At 63.8% G+C, this 16,399-nt stretch carries 15 protein-coding genes; 8 read left to right on the forward strand and 7 right to left on the reverse strand.

The genetic code is table 11. The features are described from left to right. The first annotated feature begins 84 nt into the window (after nucleotides 1-84). Complete coding sequence (locus ABD050_RS09275; RefSeq protein ID WP_343889004.1) at nucleotides 85-357, forward strand: hypothetical protein; 273 nt, start codon at nucleotides 85-87, stop codon at nucleotides 355-357. A 660-nt stretch (nucleotides 358-1,017) separates the two neighbouring features. On the opposite strand, the gene ABD050_RS09280 is transcribed toward ABD050_RS09275, so the two are convergent. From ABD050_RS09280 to ABD050_RS09310, 7 genes are all read right to left on the reverse strand, one after another. Then, nucleotides 1,018-1,605: a DUF4337 family protein gene (locus ABD050_RS09280; RefSeq protein WP_343889005.1), complete on the reverse strand. Its 588-nt coding sequence runs from the start codon at nucleotides 1,603-1,605 to the stop codon at nucleotides 1,018-1,020. 91 nt (nucleotides 1,606-1,696) lie between these two features. Further along, nucleotides 1,697-2,239, reverse strand: coding sequence for a DUF1003 domain-containing protein (locus tag ABD050_RS09285; protein ID WP_343889006.1), 543 nt, complete (start codon nucleotides 2,237-2,239; stop codon nucleotides 1,697-1,699). Nucleotides 2,240-2,643: 404 nt separating this feature from the next. Continuing rightward, entirely contained in the window at nucleotides 2,644-4,035 is a 1,392-nt protein-coding gene (locus ABD050_RS09290; protein WP_343889007.1) for a hypothetical protein, read from the reverse strand. Between the two features lie 3 nt (nucleotides 4,036-4,038). Further along, nucleotides 4,039-4,323, reverse strand: coding sequence for a hypothetical protein (locus ABD050_RS09295; RefSeq protein ID WP_343889008.1), 285 nt, complete (start codon nucleotides 4,321-4,323; stop codon nucleotides 4,039-4,041). A gap of 871 nt (nucleotides 4,324-5,194) precedes the next feature. After that, nucleotides 5,195-6,289, reverse strand: a complete 1,095-nt coding sequence (locus tag ABD050_RS09300; protein WP_343889009.1) for a magnesium transporter CorA family protein — start codon at nucleotides 6,287-6,289, stop codon at nucleotides 5,195-5,197. Beyond that, a complete protein-coding gene (locus ABD050_RS09305; protein ID WP_343889010.1) occupies nucleotides 6,270-7,370 on the reverse strand; it encodes a sensor histidine kinase in 1,101 nt (366 codons plus the stop codon). The genes ABD050_RS09300 and ABD050_RS09305 overlap by 20 nt, the downstream gene beginning before the upstream one ends. A gap of 627 nt (nucleotides 7,371-7,997) precedes the next feature. After that, a complete protein-coding gene (locus ABD050_RS09310) occupies nucleotides 7,998-8,291 on the reverse strand; it encodes a metal/formaldehyde-sensitive transcriptional repressor (RefSeq protein ID WP_343889011.1) in 294 nt (97 codons plus the stop codon). Nucleotides 8,292-8,737: 446 nt separating this feature from the next. Here ABD050_RS09310 and ABD050_RS09315 point away from each other — a divergent pair, with 446 nt between their 5' ends. The 7 genes from ABD050_RS09315 to ABD050_RS09345 all read left to right on the forward strand — a co-directional run bounded on the left by ABD050_RS09315 (nucleotide 8,738) and on the right by ABD050_RS09345 (nucleotide 16,362). Beyond that, a complete protein-coding gene (locus tag ABD050_RS09315) occupies nucleotides 8,738-10,090 on the forward strand; it encodes a carbohydrate porin (protein WP_343889012.1) in 1,353 nt (450 codons plus the stop codon). Between the two features lie 12 nt (nucleotides 10,091-10,102). After that, a complete protein-coding gene (locus tag ABD050_RS09320) occupies nucleotides 10,103-10,363 on the forward strand; it encodes a hypothetical protein (protein WP_343889013.1) in 261 nt (86 codons plus the stop codon). Nucleotides 10,364-10,400: 37 nt separating this feature from the next. After that, entirely contained in the window at nucleotides 10,401-12,098 is a 1,698-nt protein-coding gene (locus ABD050_RS09325) for an ABC transporter permease (RefSeq protein ID WP_343889014.1), read from the forward strand. Nucleotides 12,099-12,125: 27 nt separating this feature from the next. After that, nucleotides 12,126-13,430: an ABC transporter ATP-binding protein gene (locus tag ABD050_RS09330; RefSeq protein WP_343889016.1), complete on the forward strand. Its 1,305-nt coding sequence runs from the start codon at nucleotides 12,126-12,128 to the stop codon at nucleotides 13,428-13,430. Nucleotides 13,431-13,841: 411 nt separating this feature from the next. After that, nucleotides 13,842-14,687 (forward strand): universal stress protein, encoded by an 846-nt coding sequence (locus ABD050_RS09335; RefSeq protein ID WP_343889017.1) that lies wholly within the window; start codon nucleotides 13,842-13,844, stop codon nucleotides 14,685-14,687. Nucleotides 14,688-14,819: 132 nt separating this feature from the next. After that, nucleotides 14,820-16,019: an NRAMP family divalent metal transporter gene (locus tag ABD050_RS09340; protein ID WP_343889018.1), complete on the forward strand. Its 1,200-nt coding sequence runs from the start codon at nucleotides 14,820-14,822 to the stop codon at nucleotides 16,017-16,019. 121 nt (nucleotides 16,020-16,140) lie between these two features. After that, nucleotides 16,141-16,362, forward strand: a complete 222-nt coding sequence (locus ABD050_RS09345) for a hypothetical protein (protein WP_343889021.1) — start codon at nucleotides 16,141-16,143, stop codon at nucleotides 16,360-16,362. Nucleotides 16,363-16,399: the final 37 nt, after the last annotated feature.

A 16,399-nucleotide genomic window follows, 5' to 3' on the forward strand; every position in this document is an offset into this window, starting at 1 on the left:
GCCATCCTTCCCCTCCTCGCGCTTTGTGCTTGCGCGACGGTGCCGAGCTTACCGATACCGACCAGCAGCATTGCCGGGCCGCATATGCAGATCGTTGGCGTAAAGGCAGTGCCGGTCAAGGGCGGCCTGGGGATCACGGGGGAGGTCTATTATTCGACGATCGATTACGGTCCGCTATCGGGGCATCTGCACGTTACGGCCCACCGGTCCAATGGACGACCTGCGATCGAAGTGGACACCAGGTGGGAAGCGCTTTCTCCGAAAGGAGTTGGATATGCGCACTTCGGAGCATTGATCAGGACCGCCGATTATCACGAGATAACCGGAATCAAAGTCGAGTACCGGCGACCGCGATGAGATCGATCGATCAGTGGTCCGCACAGGCAGTCCAGGGCGTCGAAGCGATCCGTTGGGCGCCCCCGCATGGAGACTTTGCTTACAAGCCACTCGCGACGACGCCTCTGCGCCGGACAATCACAAATGCGGGCAAACCGGTTGTTCGCATTGACCGCCATGCCCCGCCATATCGGTCCAGCCGACCGTTGACCCAGATCGACATCTCTCCCCGCGCCCGACTATGAGGCCCCGGAGCCGTGATTGTCGAGACGCTCGCTGGGCCGCAGATCATGGCGGCCAATTGCGGCTGAGCATGGCCGGGCTTCTCGATCAGGGCGGCCACGGTATTCTGGTCAGGCTGGGTGACCGTGCAGGTCTCGGTGAGACGAGGCGCACGATGGCCACCTCATGCCCGTCGGCAGACGCGCCAATTGAATGGCGGCCCGATTGCAATGAACAGCGCCGGGCCGCGATAGCTGCCTCATCTTCGGATAGCTTTCCTCGCGGTGAGGCTCAGTCATCCTGCCCAGGGCGAGATTGCCCATCCAACGGGTTCGGGATCGGGCGCCGCGGCTGCCGTGCGTGCTTTTGGGTAACGCGCTCTCGCTTTTCCTAGGCTGCGATTGCTACGTCGAAGAGCCCGGCGGTTATCTTCGCGCGGGTATCGCGGTATCCATGAAGTCAGAGGAAGATGCCGGCGCTGGTAGCGATTGCGGTCGCGACGCCGAGGCCTGCAACAGCAGCGGCACCGATGGCGATCCACCGCGACCGCGCGACCATCGCGATCGATAGCAGGACGATTGCCATCTGGAGCGCGGTTTCGCCGAGTTCATAACCTTCGCCGCTCCTCGCGGCACGTTCGCCGGCAGCACGCTGGCTGGCGCCAGCGGCCTCAAGCTGCCCAATGCCATGACCAGCTGCGTCCGGGCGCCGGAGACGCACAGCTTCCTTTCGCCATCCTTCACGATCGGCAGGCGCAGCCCCGGTCTCGGCCGCAGCGGTCTTCAGTACTGTTTCCCGGACGATCTTGGCCTGCATATAGGCGAAGGCATCGGATGCTTCGATTCCCTTGAGGAGACTCTCGCGCTGTGCCCCCGCTGCTGCCATGTGGACGATCGCCAGCGCCACGGCGAACCCACCGACCATCAAGGAGACACGGTCCCTGAAGCGTCGCTCCTGGTCACGCTCGGCGCGTTCTTCGGCCCCTTGCCGCTCCTCGACCCGTTCGATGGCCTCGTCGATCAGATCTTTTGCATCGGCCGGTTCCATTGGCATTCTCCGTTTCCACATCAATGCGATTGGCAGGCCCGCGGACCAGCGCGCGCGGAGCCAGTCTCGCTTTCGCATGCCGGACCGCAAGTCACGCCGGGGAGGCCGCCTGGGGGTCAGGTGGCGCACACAGGCCCGAGCGGTTGAGCAGCTCGGTCAGCTCACTCACTGCCTTGGTCAGGTACAGAACTTCGGTCTCGCGCAACTTATCGAGCTTCTGATGGAGCAACTCGATCTCGAGCTCGGCCTTGATGTTGATCTGGTGATCGGTCTCGGCGGCCTGGCGGTCGATATCCTGCTGGCGGTTCTGGCTCATCATGATGAACGGCGCCGCGTAGGCAGCCTGGAACGACAGAGCGAGGTTAAGCAGGATGAAGGGATAGGGATCCCAACGCTGGATATAGGCAGTGACGTTCAGCACGATCCAGAAGAGCAGGATCGTCGTCTGTATGATAATGAAGCGCCAGGAACCCATCGTCGAGGCGACCGTATCAGCGATCCTCTGACCAGCGGTCAGGGTCAGGCCGGGTGCGCCGGCGCCCGGCTCGGTCCGGATGGTGCGTCGCAGCGTGCGCAGCTGAGCAAGAAGCGCTTCTTCAGCTTCGTGGATTTGATAGGCAACGCCTCGGTCCACACGCAATCCTTTTCCATGCCTTCCAGATTCTAACGTGGATTAGTGACAGCGCCTCGGCCCGTCTCATGAATTAATCGTCATGCGGCGCGGCCTCGACGCGCTCAGCGCCGAGAGGCGGTGAAGCGCCGAGCCATTTCCCTAACTATCTGCGATGGCTCGGAAAGAGGCAGGTCCGCGAGACGCTCGACTGGGATCGACACAAAGCCAATCATTGCCCGGTAGGCGGCCCGTCAAGGATCAGCATCCTTGCCCTCTGGATCAGGATCAGCGCCACCTGATCGAAGCTTCGCCCATGGCGACCCGCCGGGTCAGGCCCACCGATATGAATGCCCGCTCGAGCAGGTAGCCCGACATGGCAGGTCACGACCCGGCCCGATTCCGATTTCCGTCAAGCAATCCGACGGCTAGAAGGCGATCCAGGTAAAAAGCCGCACGGTATTGTTGTCGGCTGCGTTGGCACCGGCACCGTCATAGTTGAGCCGCGCCCCGTTGAAGCGGGTATAGGCGGTATATTGCACGCCGACGCGCATGTTGAAACGCTGTCCGAGCGGCGAATGGTTTCCGCCAAACGGCGTTCCGTCGAGTTGCAACAGAATCCCCGAACTGTCTGGCCGCGCGGTGCGGCTGTCCGGGTAAAGCGACGGGTTGGCCGTCCCGGCCAGATCGAACGCGCCGATCGTCGCCCCGATCTTGTTGTGCCAGTAATAGGAGGCGTCGGCGCGCACCTCGTGCAGCGAGCCGTCGGCGCAGTCGCCGGGCGGCACCGGATCGATCGATCCATCAGCGATGCCGAGCGCACAGGTCGCACGGAGCGACCGGTGCTCATGCGTGTAGCGGGCGTTGAGCGTCAACGTGTCGTCTCCGATCGTGCGCAGCCAGGAGGCATCGACGCCGACATCGGCATAATGATCGGTGAGCTGCGCCGAGCGGTCGCGCCCCGGCCACAAATCAGCCTTGAGCAGGAAGGCGCCCACCTCGAGCGTGCCGCCGCCAATCTGATTCTCGAACGCGACCCGCCCGTACGGAGCGAGTCCGTGAATATCACCGGGATCGAGCGGATCAGCGCCGAGCCAGCGCAGGGTGCCGGCGCGCGGCGTGCTGTACCCGCCCGCCTCGAGATAGAATTTGGAATCGAGCCAGGCATAGGCAGTTACGCCGAGTACATTCTGGGCAAGCCCGCCGGCGATCAGCGGCCCGCTCGCCGGCGCCGGCGCGAGGGCGGAACTCGTATAAGGATATCCCCAGGCCGGCAGCGTATTCCATACGTCCTGCACAGTCGGGCTGTTGTTGATGCTGAGCCCGTAGACGAGGTCCTTGCCGCCGATCTTCCCGGTGCCGACCGCACGCAGATCCAGGTTGTCCCAGCTCCAGCTCTTGGCGACGCCATCATAGGTGGTCTGGACGAAGCCGCCGAAATGCGATCCGATACCGCCGGCAAGGAAAATACTGCCCTGGTCGAACGCGGTATTGTTGTTGGTGTCGAAGCCGTCGGCCGGCGGCGCTGCCTGGGCCCGCTTCGTGCTGGTAAAGGAGGCGACCGCCATCGCAGATACTGGGATGCTGGCGCTGGTACGCAGCGTGTAGCCGCCGAGCTTGAAAGCGCGACCAAACGGCGTGAGTTGCGGCCCGAATCCGCCGACGTGACACGCCTGGCAGGGTTGCCCGGTCTGCTGCGCGAAACTCGGCACCGCGCGCGCCGGTGCGCCGATCACCACTGCAACACTCACCGCGAGCAACGCGCCTCCGAGGATCGCACAGCTGCGCCCGGACACGGGCGGCGACGTATCTATAGGCATCACCTAGGCCTTGGGCACGGGCGCATAGATCATGCACCAGCCTGCCGGGCTGATCGGGCCGTCGACCAACTTGCATGCGGCAGGTGCCTGCCACTGGCGACAATTATCGCACCGCGACTTACCCTTGGGCGAGTCCTGATACTGGACCGCTTTCTTCGCCACCTTGCCTGACGCCATCGCTGACGAAGGTATTGCTACGGCAAAAAGCAGGCCGCCTCCCGCAAGGGCGAGATGCAGGAGGTTGCGCCGTGAGAGATCAGCGGACGGCGCGGTGTGGTCGGTGCTCACTGGTCTTCTCCTAGATGGCGTCCAATGAGCGGAGTTTTCGCGCGCCGCGGGCGGGCGCGATATTGGGGGTGCTACGTAGGCCATGACTCACGAATAGCGGCGCCGCGGCTCCACGACGGCGCGGCTCGCGATCGATGGAGGCGTCAGGTTGGACAGTGGCGAGGCGCGCGATTGCGGACGACGCGTGACCACATGCTTCTTTCCCTAAACACCTGAGGTTCCGCCCGGAGTGAGTGGCGAGGCGATCATCGCGGGCGCGCCCAGCAACTGGAAAGCGGAACATTGCGCGATTGAGGAAGAATGGCAGCCGCTCAGCTGAGGGGGCCAAGAACGTCGCTTAAGGCTTCCAATCATCGCCAATGAACTGGCCGGTCGCCCTGTGCCACCGCCTCTCTTCCTCTTCTCGGCGCATCTGGCGTGCTCGTCGAAGGATACGGCGCCGCCGCATCAGGATCAGGCGCCGCGCCGCCACCAAGCATAGGGCCAGGACCAAGGTCGGGAGCAATATCTTGATCATCAAATTGCGTGTCGGCTACGACGCATGAAGCGGGGGTGACAGCCTGGTAAATTCGAAGAAGATCCTAGCGCGCCGCGACGTCGGAAAAGGGGCAATGGGCGCCGCACCCGCGCTGAAGGAATAGATCACACCTTTCCCACTCTCGTCCGCCTGTGGTTGCCGCCGCAAGGGCATGAGGACATGGTGAAAATCATCCCTGAGCGGCTCAAGACTCCGATGGAAGCCGCCTTCGAAAGCCCGACAGCGCGATCATGACGGCCTCGATGCCGCAATCCACACTTCTGCGATTCTGCGACTATTGCTGCGCCACGATGTACGTTCCGGGTCGATCGCGCGACGGATCCACCGGGCGCATCAGATCCATTTTCGTACGCGGGCCACGACAAGGGCCAGAATCGTTGTCACAGCGATGAACCCGACGATCATCTCGAGCTCGCCATCGCCGCCCTCAAATAATGACGATTTGAGGTTCATGCCGAACACGCCAGCCACCGCGCCGACATATCCCAGGATCGCTGTGATGATCGTCAGGGCCTTGATCAGCGCGTTGGTCTGGAGTCCGCTGCGCGACGTGAAAAGATCGAAGCTGCCGTTGATCAGATCGCGGACGCGCTCGATCTCGTCCAGGCCCCGCTCGAAGCGTGCCACCAGCATCATATAATGTTCCGCAGCGTCCGATTGCGACACGATCGAACAGTCGGGTCGCGAGAGGCCATAGAAAACCGCTCGATTTCCGACGAGCGCAATCCGGAGGCGCGAGGTCTTGCGCCGCAGCATGACGATGCGTCCGAGCAGCGACTTGTTGGCCCTGTCGCGCAGGACGCGTTCATCGAGGGCGTCGACGTCGATCGCGATCGCCGATGCAGCCTCGAAAAAGAGACCCAGATGCCAGTCGAAAAGGGCTGCTGCCAACGACGCCGGACTGAGTGCCCCGATCATCGTTTCGGCACGATCCTTGTCGCGAAACTGCTCGAGCAAGGGAGCTTTTCCAGCGTGCGCCGTGACAAGCCACCGCGAACTGATGAGAAACAGCGTCGTATCGTTCGAGTCGGCTAATCGCGGCTGGTCATTCTCGGCGCTCAGCTCGTTTGTACGGGGCAACGACAAGCGTATCGAAAGGAATGCGCCAAAATTCTGCAGTCTTGGTTCACCAGGATCAGCGACGCATGCAAGGCTGCTCGGCAGCTCTATGGCAAGCAACTCGGCGACCCGCTTCCTCTCTTCCTCCCCGACATCCTCAAGATCTATCCACAAAAGGGTCTGATCGGTCATCGAGCCGGCGTCGACCTCGTCAATCGAGACCTCTCGATCATGCCCTGCGGCGTCATAGAGATAAGCCCGGATCGTCACCGGGACTTCATGGGCCATACGGTTTGGCAAGTCGAGGTTGACGAGCCTCGATTGTACTGGCTGTACCGCCAATCGGGCGTCAGACGCGATCTTCCCCATGCGCCTCGCTGGGTTGCTCTTGGCGGTGAGCCGGCCTGGCTTCGCCGGATCCCAATCGTGAATCGACATCAGCGCGGATTACCGGGACCGCCTCCAGCCGCGGCGCGGGCGGTGCCGGAAATTGCAGCGTCGCGACCGTCGTCTGCAATATCCTCGAATAGAAGAGTGTTCCGCCGATCTGGCTAGCCAGCATGCTCAGAAGATTTGAGCCCGAAGCTTCGCGCCGGATCATGCCACCTGCAAAGCCTGCGCCGTCGTCAGTGACGACGAGCTCCAGGCAATTCGGCAGAAATACATGCCGGTGAAGGTAGAGCAGCACCTGTCCGCCATCTCGCTCGGGATAGGCATGCTTGCGCACATTCGTCAGCAACTCGTTTATGATCAGTCCGACGACACTCAAGGTTCGGATCGGCAGGCGCACCATGTCATCAACGTCAAGCTGCAAGGCCAATGAACTCATACTGAGCGTCGACAGCTGCAGATCGTCGCACAGGTCGTAAAGGAACTCGCGGGCACTGACATTATCGTCCTGATCGCGGTCACGTACGTCAAGGCGCTGATAGACTCGCCCAAGCACGACGAGCCTCTCGCCTAAGTCGTTGAGCGCTTCGCGCGTCTCAACGCTCTTCGCCTCGCGACCTTTGAGCGACGCCATCGCCACCATGATCGAGAGGTCGTTCGTCAACCGATGAGTCAGCTCGGAATGGGCCACGCTTTTCCAGTTCGCGATCTGGCTGCTTGTTCTGACATCCTCCCTCAGTACGTCGACGCGTCCCACATACCAGGCGATCAATAGACCAGTCGTGATAGCTGCGATCAGGCTCAGAGCGTCGCCCGGGTTGCTGACGGCGAACCCCTCCCCCGGCAGTACAAAGGCCGACTCCAGCGCCCCTACGGCAATCGCGGCCAGTGCCGCAGCGCGTCCTCCGAGGATCGCGGTTATTGCAAAGGCGAGACATATAAGGGCGAAGGCAGGCGCCGCGCTGATCGGCGCCGCAATCGCGTAACCCAGAACGACCAGACTGACCAGCGCGACCGACAGGAGCGAACGGACGCTGAGACGAATTCTGCGTGACGACACCGGCCACTCCCGATGAGTTAGGCTGCAACAGCCGGACGAGCGGTCGGGCAAGGTCCGCGCAACGTGTTCGGCTGGAATACGCTTCAAGCCTTACAGGCACCTTACAAGTGGCGATCACCGAAAATTGCGTCCGCTGGATGTTCGGCCGTTCGGGGGGGTCACGTCAGGCGCTGTTCAGGAAACTCGCCGGACTGTCAGGCGCTCGATGTAGGCCCGGTTGCGCGCGACACGCAGCGGAAGACCTGGCTTGGTCGGGATCGCATGAATTCCGGGCATCGAGATCGACACGCGTTCCTCGGGCGTGAGAGCGCGGCGTCGCGGTGCAACAGCTTTCGAGCCGTCATGCCCGCAATTCGCGAGCGATCGAGGTCTCGGCGATCTACCGCCCAGCCGAACCAGCGCGAGCCCGAGCACGCCTGACAGGGTGCGGCCGCGCCACGCGAGCAGCGCGAGTGAAATGGGCGGCGAGGTCGAACAGCACCTCCGCGATCACGAACGCTGCATTGAGTACGATGCGATGATGAATGCGCGGTCGAAATTGACTGAGACGCGGCTTTGAACGTGGCCAGCATGGGCGTCGGGATGTGCCACCGGGTGGTCGTTTCGGTGGAGGTAAGAACGGATCGCTCAGGTCAGATAGGCGTGGACAATGGAGACCAGCTCTTCCGCGGCCTGGGTCCGGGGATCGTCGCGCGGCGCCTCAGGATCGACCATGTGCTCGCGAATATGGTCCTCGATCACCTCGGCGATGAACCCGTCGAGCGCGCCGCGGCACGAGGTTGCCTGCTGAAGGACGCACGCGCACTCGGTGTCCGCCTCGACCGCGCGCTCGATCGCTTCGAGCTGCCCGCGCAGTCGCTTGAGCCGGTTAAGCAGCTTCTGCTTCTCTTTCGCGACGTGACTCACGGTGCTGGTTTCCATGCCCCTTGATAATATAGTCCCCTAGGGTATAGGACGCGCCATGTCGAGTCGCCGGGTGGCGGCCCGGCCAGCGTCGCATGCCACGCCGCCACGACACGAGTATGGGAACCAGAGTGAGCAGCCGATCCAACCCCCCGTCCGGCGAAGGAGACAGTCGAGGCTCGGCCTCGACGCCTGCCATCGCCGTGAACGACCGGGTCCGGAAAAGGCCGTTGTTCGAGCGTTTGCCCAAGGGCTGACAGTTCGGCGGCGCCTTTCGGGGCTCGGTGCCATCCGAGTTTCTGACAAGGAGGTCGCCTCATGACCCTGACTCTTGCCCTGCTCCGGCCTGTCGCCCATCAGTACGTTTCGATGATCGTCCCGGCCTGCCGGCGCCCTGCGCAGATGCGCGCGTCGCACCGAATGTCACGCAGCGCTGCTAGAACGGCGGCGAGGGGGATCATCCAATGACCATCCGGACCTTTTCAGGCGCAATGGCGCTTTGCCTAACGCTGGCAATGCTGTCCTCTGTTCCGGCGGCCGCGCAGGACACAGCGCAGCCGGCGGTACGCCCGGCGCCATCCGCGCAGGATGTGGCGATTCACGCCCAGGCGACCTTCGTCACGCAAGGCGTATTCGATTTCCGCTCGCCTTATGAGGCAGCCAACAGCCTCGCCCCCGGTCAGGTGAAGGAGACGTTCGATGCGACGCTTTATGCGGGCGTGCGGCCGTGGCGCGGCGCGGAGCTGTGGGTCAATCCCGAGATCGACCAGGGCTTCGGCTTGTCGAATACGCTCGGTGCGGCCGGCTTCCCGAGCGCGGAGGCCTATAAGGTCGGCAAGTCCAGCCCCTATGTCCGCCTCCAGCGGCTGTTCTTTCGGCAAAGGATCGACCTCGGCGGCGAGTCCCAGGACGTGGCAGGCGTCGCAAATCAGCTCGCCGGCAGTATGACCGCCAACCGCCTCGTGCTTACCCTCGGCAAGCTTGGCGTCGGCGACATATTCGACACCAACCGCTACGCGCATGATCCGCGCGGCGACTTCCTCAACTGGTCAGTCGTCGATGCGGGCAGCTTCGACTATGCCGCCGATGCCTGGGGCTACAGCTATGGCGTCGCGGCTGAATGGTATCAGGGGCCGTGGACGCTGCGGCTTGGCGCATTCAACCTTTCCAAGGTGCCTAATGGCGAGACGCTCGAGCGCGATTTCAGCCAGTATCAGCTCGTCGCCGAGACTGAGCATCGTCACTCCATCGCCGGCCATTCAGGCGCGGTGCGCGTGACCCTGTTCCGCAACCGCGGCAATTTCAGCCGGTTCGACGATGCGGTGGCGCTTGCGGCGACGACCGGTCGACCGGTCGACCCCAGCCTGACGCGGCGGCGCATGACCCGGCTCGGCGGGGACATCAATATCGAGCAGGAAGTAACCGATATACTCGGACTGTTCGCGCGTGCCGGGATCACCGACGGCGCGATCGAACCCTATGACTTCACCGACATCGACCGCACGGCGTCGCTGGGCGGCGCGTTGAAAGGCAAGAGCTGGGGCCGCGCTGCCGACACGCTTGGCTTTGCCGCCATCATCAACGGCATTTCAAAGGCGCACGAGCGCTATCTGAGCGCGGGCGGGGTCGGCGTTCTGGTGGGCGACGGCAAGCTCCCGCATCCCGGGCCGGAGATGATTGCGGAAGCCTATTATGACTGGCAGCCCGTGCGCGGCGTCGATGTCACGCTCGACTATCAGTTCATCGCCAATCCCGCCTACAACCGCGACCGCGGCCCCGCCAATGTGCTGGCCGTTCGGCTACATGGTGCCCTTTGAGATGGCTGGCTGATGGCTCGGCGACGCCACGCATTGTGGTGGGAGGCAATGATGCCTGCCGGCATCTGGCTGCTCGCCGCCCGTCTCGTGCAGTCTGCCACCAGGCTGAGGCTTCGCGTCGATTTCCGATGGCCGGCGCTGACTGTCGCTGCCCTGCGCCTGGCGTCGCGGCTGTCGCAGGCCGGCTTCCGCTCGTGGCGCTTCTGGCGGCGAAAATGGCGATGCCCGCGCCGCCTGTCCGAGCAGTCCGCCGAGGTGAGATATGAGCCCTGAAAAGCAGCCCCTGCGCGCATTGCCGCCTTTCTCGCGGATGCTGCGCTTGACTCAGCCCAACCGGGCCGACGGGATCGCGTTCGTGATTCTCGCGGCGTTGGCGCTGCTGGTGTTCCGCGGCGCCGAAGGGGCGGTCGAGCCGTTGGCGAAGCTCCACCTCGAGCCGGTGACGCTCGATCCCGCCTACCTGCCATATTATGCGCTGCGCACCGTCATCCGCATGTTCGCAGCGCTCGCCGCCTCGACTCTCTTCACCCTCACCGTCGCCACCCTCGCGGCGCGCAGCCGCCGCGCAGGGCAGATCATCGTCCCCGCGCTCGACATCCTCCAGTCAGTGCCGATCCTCGGATTCCTCACCTTCACCGTCACTTTCTTCATGGGGCTGTTCCCCGGCAACATCCTAGGTGTCGAGCTCGCCGCGATGTTCGCGATCTTCACCAGCCAGGCCTGGAACATGGCGTTCAGCTTCTACCAGTCGTTGCGCTCGGTCCCGTCCGATCTCGAAGAGGTGACTCAGGGGTTCGCGCTCTCGCCGATCCGCCGCTTCCTCCGCCTCGATCTGCCCTTCGCCACCCCGGCCTTGGTGTGGAACGCGATGATGTCGATGTCGGGCGGCTGGTTCTTCGTCGTCGCCTCTGAGGCGATCACCGTCGGCAACACGACCGTCACCCTGCCCGGCATCGGCTCATGGCTGGCGCTCGCCATCGAGCGGCAGGATTTCGGGGCGATCGGTGAGGCGGTGGCGATGATGGGGCTCGTCATTCTGCTCTACGACCAGCTCTTCTTCCGTCCGATCGTTGCCTGGGCCGACCGCTTCCGCTTCGAGCAGACGGCCGGCACCGAGCGGCCCAGCTCCTGGGCTTATGACCTGTTGCGGCGCACCCAGCTGCTCCCGCTGCTCTTCGCGCCCGTCACTGCGATCGGCCGGCTTCTGCTCGCGATCGACCCGGGGCGGGCGGCCACGCGGATCGCGGCCGAGCGGCAGCCCCATCCGGCCATCGAGCGGTTGTGGCAGCTCACCGTGCTGCTTGCGGTCGGTGCGGCCTTCTGGTGGTCGGCGCGCTTTGTGCTCGCCACGCTTGGCATCGGCGATATCGGCCAGGCGTTCGGGCTCGCCTGCCTGACGATGCTGCGCGTGATCGTGCTGATCGCACTGGCGAGCATCGTCTGGGTGCCGATCGGGGTGTGGATCGGGCTCAATCCCAAATGGGCGGAACGACTCCAGCCGGTGGCGCAATTCCTCGCCGCCTTTCCGGCGAACGTGCTCTTCCCCTTCGCGGTCATCCTGATCGTCCGGTGGAACCTCAGCCCGGATATCTGGCTCTCGCCGCTGATGATCCTCGGCACGCAGTGGTACATCCTGTTCAACGTCATCGCCGGCGCGAGCGCGATCCCCAATGATCTGCGCGAGGCCGCCGGCATGTTCGGGGTCAGGGGCTGGCAATGGTGGCGCCAGGTCGCGCTGCCCGGGATTTTCCCTTTCTACGTGACCGGTGCTCTTACTGCCTCAGGCGGCTCGTGGAACGCCTCGATCGTGGCCGAGGCGGTTTCCTGGGGCAGCCGCCACCTGGAGGCGCACGGCCTCGGCACCTATATCGCCAAGGCCACCGCCGCCGGAGACTATCCGCGCGTCGCGCTCGGTATCGTAGTCATGTCGGCCTTCGTGCTCAGCTTCAATCGGCTGGTGTGGCGGCCGATGTACGCCTTCGCCGAACGCCGCCTTCGCCTCGCCTGAACCATTTGAGCATCCGGAGTCCCCGCCATGGCCACCATCCCCGCTCCCCGTCCGCTCGTCGAAGTCGAGGCGCTGCGCCATTATTATGGCCCGGTGCCCAGCGGCCATCTGGTGCTCGAGGACGTTAACCTCACCCTCGTCGAGAATGAGATCGTCGGCCTGCTCGGCCGGTCGGGCTCGGGCAAGTCGACCCTGCTGCGTTCGATCGCCGGCCTCATCCGTCCGCGCGAGGGAGAGGTACGCTTCGATGCCGACGAGGCGGGCCGCGCGCCCACGGTCAGCATGGTGTTCCAGACCTTCGCACTCTTCCCCTGGCTGACCGTGTTGCAGAATGTCGAGCTCGGCCTCGAAGCGCTGAAGGTCCCCGCCGACGAACGCCGCACCCGCGCCCTCGCCGCGATCGACCTGATCGGTCTGGACGGGTTCGAGAACGCCTATCCCAAGGAGCTGTCGGGTGGCATGCGGCAGCGCGTCGGCCTCGCCCGCGCCCTGGTCGTCAATCCGTCGCTGCTGCTGATGGACGAGCCCTTCTCGGCGCTCGACGTGCTGACCGCCGAGACTCTGCGCACCGACCTGCTCGATCTCTGGTCCGAAGGGCGGATGCCGATCAAGTCTATTCTGATCGTCACCCACAATATCGAGGAAGCGGTGCTGATGTGCGACCGCATCCTCGTCTTCTCCTCAAACCCCGGCCGGGTGGTGGCCGAGATCAAGGTCGACCTGCCCCAGCCGCGCGACCGGCTCGATCCGGCCTTCCGCGCCCTGGTCGACGATATCTACGCGCGGATGACCGCGCGCATCCCCGCCACGCCAACGCGCGACGGCCACTTCCCGGGCACGGGAATCTCGATGATCCTGCCCCGCGTCTCGACCAATACCCTCGCCGGCCTGATCGAGGAGGTCGACGCTGCGCCGTTCGACGGCCGTGCGAGCATGGCCGAACTGGCGGACTCGCTTCAGCTCGAGATCGACGAGCTGTTCCCGATCGCCGAGACCTTGCAGCTTCTGCGTTTTGCTGACCTGCAGGGAGCGGATATCGTGCTCACCGCCGGCGCCCGCCACTATGCCGAGGCCGATGTCGATCATCGCAAGGCGCTGTTCGCCAATGCGCTGCTCGCCCATGTCCCGCTCGTCCAGCACCTCCGTCGCATCCTCGACGAACGCGCCAGCCACACCGCGCCAGCGCGACGGTTCCGCGACGAGCTGGAGGATCATATGTCGCCCGACTATGCCGACGAGACGCTGCGAACGGCAACGCTCTGGGGTCGTTATGCGGAGATCTTCGCCTATGACGAGGACAGCGACCAGTTCAGCCTCGAAGACCCGGAATGACCGCGCGCCTCCTGTTTCTGGCATTCGGGGCGGCCTGGGCGGCGCTGTTCGGATTGTACTGCCGGCGCTATCCTAATCGGCGCAGGCGCAAGGGATCTCGTCGAAATCGCTAAAACGCCCGCGCCTCCCCGGAGGAGCGCAATCCGAAAAGGGTGGCCCATCGCGGCGCCTGGTGCGGGCGCCATAGGCTGGAAGATCCCTTTTGCGCCGGCGATCTGGTCATACGATCGCGCACGGATTTCCCAGAGCTCACTGTCGCCAGAGAATCATCCCGGCAATTGGCTATCTCACGGTACGTAGAGTCGCCTATATTCGCCGAGTTTCGCAGTCTCTACGAACGGGGCTTGATCTTGAGCGGCGTGATCGCCGCGGGATTGCCGGACCGGATCGATTCAAGGCGGCTCGGTCGAGATGGAAGGGCGAAAGGCGACGGTGCTACGTGATCTGCTTGTCCATGTCGATGGAAGTCGGGCCGGACGGCGCAGGGTGCGCTTCGCTTCAGCGTTGGCGGCCCATTCCGGAGCGCGGCTGAGCGGATTGCATGTGACGCCGCAGGCTGAGGCGCCGCCGGTCTACAAGCCGAGCGTCGTCGCCGCGGCTGAGCGCAGAATCTCCACAAGACTGGCGCGGGACGCTGAGGCAGCCGAGATGATCTTCCGCGAAGAAGTCATGCAGGCAATGCCGGACTCACTCTGGATCGGCACTACCGGCGACGTCGTGCGAGGGGTCTGCGCTCAGGCCCGTTATGCCGACCTTGTAGTTCTCGGGCAATATGAAGCGCAGGGCTCGCCGGAACGCCATCCGTTGCCGGTCGCCCACGCTGTCGTATCGCGATGCGGCCGTCCCGTACTCGTCGTTCCGGCCGAAACGATGTTTTGCGGCTTGACGAAAGTCGCGATCGCTTGGGACGGTAGCCGCGAGGCGGTCAGGGCGGTCCATGACGCCCTCCCGCTTCTCAGCCTGGCGCGTTCAGTCGATATCGTGACGGTCACCAATCCCGCGGTTGGTCCCGACGAGACCGACGCCGAGCGCCTGTCGCAGCATTTGGCACACCACGGCATCAACATCTCCGAAGATCGGCGACAGATCGTGACCGTCGATGAGCATTCTTGCCTGCGCGATGAGCTCGAGAAGGGGGGCTATGAGCTGTTGGTGATGGGTGGATATTCCCATCCGATGTGGATGGAGTTCGTCTTTGGCGGCGCCACCCAGTCAATTCTCCTGACATCGAAAACGCCGATATTCATCTCGCACTAGAAGAGTCTGAACGACATGGGCAGTTCCGAAACGACCGTCGATGGGCCGCCGCCCAGAAGCGCTGCCCAGGTCGCGTGGAGCCGCCTAAAGGAACATCCGCTCTCTCGGCTAGGTCCCGGCCTGATCACCGGGGTGGCCGACGATGATCCGAGCGGCATCGCCACCTATTCCCAGGCGGGCGCCCAGTTCGGGCTCAGCATGCTTTGGACGATGCCCTTGGCCTATCCCCTGATGAGCGCGGTTCAGTCAATGTGCGCGCGCATTGGCCGGGTAACCGGCAAGGGCCTTGCCGCAAACATCAAGACCGCCTTCCCCCCGTCAGTGCTGAAGGCGGTCGTGTTGGCATTGCTGGTCGCCAATACGCTGAACATCGCAGCGGACATTGCGGCGATGGGCGAAGCGGCGGAACTCGTCACCGGTCTCGACCGGCACCTGATGACGCCGGTGTTCGTGGTCGGCACCCTGGTGCTGCAGATCCTCGTTCCATATCATCGCTACGTCTTCTTTCTGAAATGGCTGACCCTGTCGTTGCTGGCCTACGCCGCCGTACTGTTCACCGTGCATGTGCCATGGGGGGAAGTGGCGCTCCGTACGGTCTGGCCCAAATTCACGCCCAACGCGGCGGCAGCCACGGTGGTGGTCGGCGTTTTCGGCACGACCATCAGTCCCTACCTGTTCTTCTGGCAGACCTCGGAGGAGGTCGAAGACATGCACCGCAACAACCACGCAGCGCCCCTATTGCGTGATTCGCGCGAGGCCGTCCCGGAACTTCGCCGGATCAAGTGGGACACCTGGAGCGGCATGTTATATTCCGATGTCGCCTCGTTCTTCATCATCCTGGCGACGGCGGTCACACTCCACGCTGCCGGCGTCACCGATATCCAGACGGCAGCCCAGGCGGCAAGCGCCCTGCGCCCGCTGGCCGGCAACTTCGCCTTCCTACTGTTCACCCTCGGCATTCTGGGGGTCGGCCTGATCGGTGTACCGGTGCTGGCGGGTTCGGCCGGCTATGCGCTGTCCGAGGCCATGGGCTGGAAGGAGGGGCTCGAGCGAAAGGCGACCGATGCGCGGGGCTTTTATGGCGTGATCGCCATCAGTGTGCTCGCCGCCCTCCTCATCCAATACTCGCCGATCAATCCGATGAAAGCCTTGTTCTGGAGTGCGGTCATCAATGGCGTCGTGGCCGTACCTCTGGTCGCGGTCATCACGCTGCTCGCGTCCAAGAAGTCGGTCATGGGGGCCTACACAGCTGGCCGATTGCTCGTAATCCTCGGCTGGATCACGACTGGGGTCATGGGTGTCGCGGCTGCGTGGATGTTCGTGCCCGGCTAGGATGCCTCCGATCGGGGAGCCTTTGGGGTTTATACTTGTGAAGCCGTGGCTGCCCTGGCGTTCGGGCGCGCTATTTCGATTGGATAAGCGCGGAGGGCCGCGTCATGGAAGCGGGTCGTCGGTGTCTTTCATCGGCAATACCAAGCAGGTGAGTGCCGCGATCAACGAGGCCGATAACGCGCTGAGCGTCACTGCGGTGACGGCCGAGGTGGCCGAGCGCGATCGTCGGCATTGCTGGTCGGCAGCGCAATGTTTCTCCTTCTTCAGCGACCGACCACTGCTGCGCGGGCGGAAAATACAGGCTGACTGCGTGACGGCGACGGACATAGTGATGACTGAATAGCCTGCAACAGTGCGCCAACGAGGGGGAAGGCTAAGTA

This window comes from Sphingomonas oligophenolica (assembly GCF_039522915.1).
GTDB classification, from domain to species: domain Bacteria; phylum Pseudomonadota; class Alphaproteobacteria; order Sphingomonadales; family Sphingomonadaceae; genus Sphingomonas; species Sphingomonas oligophenolica.

What these genes read in the sequence shown, in the direction of transcription:
- ABD050_RS09300 (WP_343889009.1), bottom strand. Translation starts at nt 6,289, where the DNA reads ATGGGGAAGATCGCGTCTGACGCCCGATTGGCGGTACAGCCAGTACAA.
- ABD050_RS09280 (WP_343889005.1), bottom strand. Translation starts at nt 1,605, where the DNA reads ATGGAACCGGCCGATGCAAAAGATCTGATCGACGAGGCCATCGAACGG.
- ABD050_RS09330 (WP_343889016.1), top strand. Translation starts at nt 12,126, where the DNA reads ATGGCCACCATCCCCGCTCCCCGTCCGCTCGTCGAAGTCGAGGCGCTG.
- ABD050_RS09335 (WP_343889017.1), top strand. Translation starts at nt 13,842, where the DNA reads ATGGAAGGGCGAAAGGCGACGGTGCTACGTGATCTGCTTGTCCATGTC.
- ABD050_RS09320 (WP_343889013.1), top strand. Translation starts at nt 10,103, where the DNA reads ATGGCTCGGCGACGCCACGCATTGTGGTGGGAGGCAATGATGCCTGCC.
- ABD050_RS09315 (WP_343889012.1), top strand. Translation starts at nt 8,738, where the DNA reads ATGACCATCCGGACCTTTTCAGGCGCAATGGCGCTTTGCCTAACGCTG.
- ABD050_RS09325 (WP_343889014.1), top strand. Translation starts at nt 10,401, where the DNA reads ATGCTGCGCTTGACTCAGCCCAACCGGGCCGACGGGATCGCGTTCGTG.
- ABD050_RS09275 (WP_343889004.1), top strand. Translation starts at nt 85, where the DNA reads ATGCAGATCGTTGGCGTAAAGGCAGTGCCGGTCAAGGGCGGCCTGGGG.
- ABD050_RS09310 (WP_343889011.1), bottom strand. Translation starts at nt 8,291, where the DNA reads ATGGAAACCAGCACCGTGAGTCACGTCGCGAAAGAGAAGCAGAAGCTG.
- ABD050_RS09290 (WP_343889007.1), bottom strand. Translation starts at nt 4,035, where the DNA reads ATGCCTATAGATACGTCGCCGCCCGTGTCCGGGCGCAGCTGTGCGATC.